Origin of the sequence: Gottfriedia acidiceleris, assembly GCF_004138285.1 — a bacterium.
In the GTDB taxonomy this organism is placed as follows: domain Bacteria; phylum Bacillota; class Bacilli; order Bacillales; family Bacillaceae_G; genus Gottfriedia; species Gottfriedia acidiceleris_A.
On sequence record NZ_SCFN01000010.1, the window covers coordinates 228905 to 235748 of the forward strand.

At 31.9% G+C, this 6844-nt stretch carries 5 protein-coding genes; 3 read left to right on the forward strand and 2 right to left on the reverse strand.

Annotated elements, in window-relative coordinates; translation table 11 throughout:
* Positions 1–188 precede the first annotated feature (188 nt).
* Positions 189–1028 (reverse strand): helix-turn-helix transcriptional regulator, encoded by an 840-nt coding sequence (locus EP747_RS16200; protein ID WP_129691153.1) that lies wholly within the window; start codon positions 1026–1028, stop codon positions 189–191.
* 106 nt (positions 1029–1134) lie between these two features.
* On the opposite strand from EP747_RS16200, the gene fabF reads away from it, so the two are divergent.
* A complete protein-coding gene (gene fabF, locus EP747_RS16205; RefSeq protein WP_129691154.1) occupies positions 1135–2367 on the forward strand; it encodes a beta-ketoacyl-ACP synthase II in 1233 nt (410 codons plus the stop codon).
* A gap of 78 nt (positions 2368–2445) precedes the next feature.
* On the opposite strand, the gene EP747_RS16210 is transcribed toward fabF, so the two are convergent.
* Positions 2446–3111, reverse strand: coding sequence for a hypothetical protein (locus tag EP747_RS16210; protein ID WP_328590739.1), 666 nt, complete (start codon positions 3109–3111; stop codon positions 2446–2448).
* 634 nt (positions 3112–3745) lie between these two features.
* Between EP747_RS16210 and EP747_RS16215 the strand changes: the two genes are divergently transcribed.
* Together EP747_RS16215 and fumC are read left to right on the forward strand one after the other, a co-directional pair.
* Entirely contained in the window at positions 3746–4144 is a 399-nt protein-coding gene (locus EP747_RS16215; protein WP_129691156.1) for a DoxX family protein, read from the forward strand.
* Positions 4145–4494: 350 nt separating this feature from the next.
* On the forward strand, positions 4495–5871 hold the full coding sequence (gene fumC, locus EP747_RS16220) for a class II fumarate hydratase (RefSeq protein WP_129691157.1): 1377 nt from the start codon (positions 4495–4497) through the stop codon (positions 5869–5871).
* The last annotated feature ends 973 nt before the right edge of the window (positions 5872–6844 follow it).

Below are 6844 nucleotides of genomic sequence, written 5' to 3' on the forward strand. Positions count from 1 at the left end.
TTTTTTTAAATCTTCCATAAAAGGTACTTGAATATGAAAAAAAGACAAAAATAAGAAAATTAGTAACTCATAAGATTTTCACCCAAAACCTACTTTACTTAACAATCATCATGTTGGACACTGATTGACAAACTCATGTTTACAACAGTCTGAAAAGCATGGTTGCCAAGCTTTTGCACTTTAAAAATCTACTCATTACCCATCAGTTTTATTAATTTAGATTCTGTATTTGTATTTTCAACAGGAGTATAAACACTGCATCTTAAATCAATGTTTCCTTGAACTTGTAAGGATGTTAAGTTAAAAAGCATTTTTCCTGCTTTTGCGTGTCTAAACTCGATTAATACATCTGGAGCCGAACTAACTTCGCTCTCATTCCAGAGTTCATGAAATTCTGGGAAATTTTGTTCCATTTCATTAATAAAGGAAGTGTACCATTGATCTCCCACGTATTGTCCGTAATAAGTGCGAAAAATTGCTAAAAAGCCTTTTACAAAATGGACCCAATTCACTGCTAAACTTTTAAATTCTTTTCTAGAGAAGAGCAATTGAATAAGATTTCGTTTCTCTTTTGGTATTTGTTCGAAATCTAAAAATACGTGAGCGGCTGCCTGATTCCATCCAACGATATGGCACCTTCGATCCGAAATAATGATCGGACAGTTCCGAAGTTCATTTAATATTTTAGTCAAAGCTGGACTAATAACTGTTTCTTCTTCATTTGAAAATGACCGTTTTTCAGCTTCCGGTAATGCAAGTGCATATAAATAATTTCGCTCATCCTTAGTTAATTGTAATGCATCTGAAATGGCGTCTAATACAGAATTAGATACTGTTATATCTCTTCCTTGTTCTAGCCACGTATACCATGTTGTACTTACTCCTGCTAACCCGGCAACCTCTTCTCTACGAAGGCCCGGAGTTCTTCTACGAGTTCCGACTGGTAATCCTACCATTTGCGGATTTATTTTAGACCGCTGCGTTTTTAGAAATTCTGACAGTGCTTGAAGTCGTGTTTCTGGATTCATCTTATAACTCCCTTCTGAACGTAGTATAAATTATACTAGGATAAACTACAACTTGTAATAGGATAAATACGCGTTAAAATAAAGAAAAACGCTTGGAGGACTTATTATGAGAAGAATTGTTATTACAGGAATGGGAGTTATCTCTCCATTAGGAAATGATGTAGATACGGTTTGGAATAACTTAATTAACGGAAAATCAGGTATCACCGTTATTGATACGATTGATGTATCAAATATAAAAACGAAAGTAGCAGGAATTGTCCGTGACTTTGATGCCGAAGAAAGATGGGGAAGAAAGGAAGCAAGAAAATTAGATCGTTTTTGTCAATTTGCCTTAGCAGCTGCTGAACAGGCTTTGGAAAGTTCCCAATTACATCTAGAAAAAATTGACCTTGAACGTTTAGGAGTTTATGTAGGATCAGGAATTGGTGGAATTAATACCTTTATCGAAAATGTTAATTTATTAAACGAGAGAGGACCTGGGAGAGTTAGTCCAAGTTTAGTACCGATGATGATATCAAATGCGGCAGCGGCTCAAATAAGTATAAGATTAGGTGCACTTGGTCCATCTTTATCACCAGTAACTGCATGCTCTATAGGAAATTCATCAATTGGAGAGGCATTCAATACAATTCGAAACGGAGAAGCCGATGTTATTTTTGCAGGTGGCACAGAGGCTGCTATAACTCAATTATCTTTAGCAAGTTTTGGTAATGCTAAGGCATTGTCAATCAATACTGAACCTACCTCATCGAGTCGACCTTTTGATGCAAAAAGAGATGGATTTGTAATGAGTGAAGGTGCGGGGGTTTTAGTGTTAGAATCATTGGAACACGCAGTAAAAAGAAATGCCCCTATCTTATGTGAGATAATTGGTTATGGAGCAAGTTCAGATGCTTATCATATGGTTGCAACTCACCCAGAAGGACGAGGAGCGTTTTTAGCTATGAGAAATGCTTTAAATAGAGCAGAAATAGAATTACAAGATGTGGATGTCATAAGTGCACATGCAACAAGTACCCCATTAGGCGATCAATCTGAAACGTTGGCTATAAAAACACTGTTTGGCGAACATGCTTATAAAATCCCAGTTACAGCAAATAAATCAATGCTTGGACATATGCTTGGGGCAGCAGGAGGAGTAGAGGCGATAGCTTTAGTGAAAAGTCTTCAAGAAGGTATTATTCCTCCAACAATCAACTTAACTCAGCCGGATCCTGATTGTGATTTAGATTATGTATCGGAAGGGGCAAGAAAAAAAGAAATAAACATTGGTATTTCAAACTCATTTGGCTTCGGTGGTCATAATTCTGCCATTGTATTGAAAAAGTACGTTTAAGATATATCGTAATTGTTATTTATCAACAGTTTAAAAGCCTCTTTTTAGTAAGAGGCTTTTTTTTTAAGGGACCTATACCTAATTCATATTATTCTGCTCATTAAGATTCTTCATTTCACTATTTTTAAATAAATTCAAAAATAGATAAATTAAATAAAAGAGGAATACAACAAATAGCCCAACTAAAAGTAGAATCAATAAATACATTGGGTTGTAATGAAGTCCAAATGTTGTTGTTTCTTTACCCAATTTGTAAAAATATTCTAATGGTGTTCCATTTTCGGGAGCCATTGTGTAAAAGTAATTAGATGTAAAGGGCTCCATCCATTTCATAAATAAATTATTTACAAAGATTGATAAAATGTACAATAAAATAATGAGCGACATTGTTTTTCGCAAAATTTTTAAATTAATTACAACCATATTATTGTAATACGCCCACAATACAATTCCTACGATTAGCATATGCCCCCAAAGATATGCCATTCCTTGCCATGTTAGGAGAGATTGATAGTTTGTAAGACCGTTAGCAAATATAATGCTTACTAAAGCAGCAGGAAGGTTGAAACAAAACGCAATTGAAAATAGCAATTCACTTTCATATAAAAAAGCAAAAAATAAAATAAAATTAGCAAAATGACAAATTTGTAAAGGGATTTCTTCAGGTGAGATTTGATTCACTTTGTGGTAAATTTCGATATTACGCCCAACTAAAAGAGCAATTCCAATAAGCGAGAAGCTCATACCAATCAATCGTAGCGTCTGATTGTTAAAGCGCCTAAATAGAAAATAAAAAAAAATGACAAATAGAAAAGGGCTCGACATAAATAAAAAATGGAATGGACTCCACATTTGAAAGGTCATTGAAGTATACTTTCCTTCATGTAGTAAAATACACTTTTTTTCAACGCGATTTACCCCCATTACTTTTTAGTGTAATTTGTTTTGAGCAAAAAACGTATCATTAAGCGATCAAAACTAAAGACATCAAGTAATCAACACCTATTATTGATTTATTCAAAAATTTTTTAGAAAGAACTTGGAATGTTTACTCTAAACTTGTACAAAAAAATTTTGTTTAGGGTATATTGACAACTTAGTTTATTCATAATATGATTATCTCATATTCAAGATATTTTATTTCGAAATAATCTGGAGGTGGTAATAATGGAAAATGAATGCGAAATCCTTCGTTTTCACTTTTGAAGCACTAATCTAAAGGAGAATATGATGATTGAAAACAGAATTGATTAAGAACTTTATAAAAATTACGCAATTTTTGTTTTAGAAATACTGTATAAAAAACAATTCAATTCAATATTTTTTTTATAATATTATCTCAAATTAAAGATAAATAACAAATTTGGAGGATTTAAAGATGATAAATATTGGTTTATTAATTATTCGTTTAGTAATCGGTTTACTTTTTGTAGGTCATGGAGCTCAAAAATTATTTGGCTGGTTCGGTGGTTATGGATTGAAAGGAACAGGTGGATGGTTTGATTCAATTGGCATGAAACCAGGTGTAACAATCGCACTTTTCGCAGGGTTAGCAGAACTGATCGGGGGAATTTTGTTTACACTAGGACTATTAACACCACTTGCAGGAATTATGATTGCGGGAACAATGGTGATGGCAATTATTAAAGTTCATGCACCAAATGGTTTATGGGCAACAGCTAATGGATATGAATACAACTTAACATTGCTTTCAGTTGCTATTGGTATAGCTTTAATTGGTCCTGGTAAATATGCGTTAGATGCATTTTTATTCTAATTAATCACTTTAGAATTTAATTTAAAAGTAATTTCTAATTAGATTAAATGTGTTGTTAAATAATGAATCTGATCATAAAAAATAGAAATAATAGAAAAAGACAAATAAAGTAAGCTAATCGAGTCTTGTTCGATTAGCTTACTTGTATTTTAAATAATCATGAATTTTTTCAATATAAAATTTAAATGTACTTCTCTTTTAAAAATGATTTTTCAAATAGTTTATCGTTAACTAAACTTTCAAATTAAACATAAACAAACATAACATTACTGTTTCTAATGTCAAAATTATTACTTTGAATCCATCTATTTACATATGAATTAGTAATTATAAACTAGGAGGCAAAAAAATTGGATTATCGAATTGAAAAAGATTCAATTGGTGAGATTAAAGTACCGGTAAATAAACTATGGGGAGCTCAAACGCAGCGAAGTTTTGAAAATTTTAAAATCGGTACTGAAAAAATGCCTATTCAATTAATTTATGCTTTGGCACTAATTAAAAAGAGTGCAGCAATTACTAATAAAAAACTAGGAAAATTGGATAGTGAAAAAGCAGATGCAATCATCGGTGCCGTAGATGAAATATTAAAAGGTAAGCTTGACAATCACTTTCCACTTGTTGTTTGGCAAACAGGAAGTGGTACACAAACAAATATGAATGTTAATGAAGTAATTGCTCACCGTGGGAATGAGTTCTTAGCAGAAAAAGGAATCAATAATAGAATTCATCCAAATGATGATGTTAATATGTCTCAAAGTTCAAATGATACATTCCCAACAGCAATGCATATTTCAAGTGCTATTGCAGTAAATGAGCAATTGCTTCCTGCATTAAAAAATTTAAAAATGACATTAAACGAAAAGATGAATAAATTTAAACAGATTATTAAAATTGGCCGAACACATTTGCAAGATGCAACACCAATAACACTAGGTCAAGAAATCAGTGGTTGGCATCGTATGTTAGAAAAAAGCGAAGAAATGATAGTAGATAGTCTGAAATTTATTGCTGAGTTAGCTATTGGTGGGACTGCTGTTGGTACAGGAATCAATGCACATCCGAGTTTTGGAACGATGATGGCTGAAGAAATTAGTTCGTTAACTGGACTTCATTTTATTTCTGCTGAAAATAAATTCCAAGCTTTAACAAGTCATGATGAAATCGTTTATACTCATGGTGCTTTAAAAGCTTTAGCGGCAGATTTAATGAAAATCGCGAATGATGTCCGCTGGATGGCAAGCGGTCCTCGAAGTGGTATAGGTGAAATAACTATTCCATCAAACGAACCAGGAAGTTCAATCATGCCTGGGAAAGTAAATCCAACCCAATCTGAAGCACTAACAATGGTTGTTACACAAATTATGGGAAATGATATGACAATAGGCTTTGCTGCTAGTCAAGGTAACTTTGAATTGAATGTGTTCAAACCAGTCATTATTTATAATTTTCTGCAGTCAGTTAGATTACTTTCAGACGCAATCAGTTCTTTTGACGATCATTGTGCAAAAGGTATAGAAGCAAATATAGAAGTGATTGGACAAAATCTAAATCGATCACTTATGCTCGTAACCGCATTAAATCCTCATATTGGTTATGAAAAAGCAGCAACAATAGCGAAATTAGCATTTAACGAAAACCTAACACTTAAAGAAGCTGCATTAAAAACGGGTTTTTTATCGGAAGAAGAATTCGATCGAATTGTTAGACCTGAGAATATGATTTAGTAAAATAAGTTATATTAAGAGGGATAAGTTTGAAACAAAAGCAACAGGTGAAAAAATAGTAAATACACTTGACGACTAAAAAAACAAAGAATTAGAACACTCGCAACGTTCGTACCTGGTATGTATGAAGTTGTTAAAACATTTGAACCTGCTATTTTAGGGTGAATAACTTCGCTTCATATTATCGTTGTAGGCGATTCGAAATATTCCAATGCATACCACAAATATTTATTAGATTCAAAAAAATCCTGATTGCCACTTTGGAGGCATCAGGATTTTTTTATCAATATTTACCAATTTTAGACTAAGTAGCGTATTAAGTCAGATTCAAATTCAAGTTGGAGTTTTTGATTAATGTAGGATATTTTACAAGAAAGTATATTAAATTTATAAAATTCTATGTAAATTCACATTAAGTTCACATCAATAGATTATAATCACTTTATCCTTAAATATTACTTAAACAGAAAGAAGGCGGATTAATTGAAGCCCATTAAAACAATTTCAGCAGATGAAATGCAAAAATTTGAAGATAAACTTAAAAAACACAATTGGATCTTAATGTTAATAACAGTAATCACTATACCATTTATAGTAAGTAACATGTAAAAAAGAAAAGTATTAATACTGTATCTTTTTTACATATGACAACCAAAAGAAAATACGTCAATAAAAAAGCCAAGAATTTTTTATTGGCTTTTTTCAGATTGTTGAAATATATTGTAATCAATATTGAAAAATACAAACATTAAATGAATTTCTATGAAAAAAGAGTCTATTTATTATTGTTTTATCTGTCATCTTATTGTTAAACAAATGATTTTGGTTGATATATAAATGTTTTACCTAACTTGCAAAAATTAAAATATCTTCTTTTTTGACGATCAATATTTGTAAAGATGTGTAAGACGTCATCATAAGTTACAATTTGATTTTTAAAGGGTAATGCATTCGTTCAATTGACTATTCTATT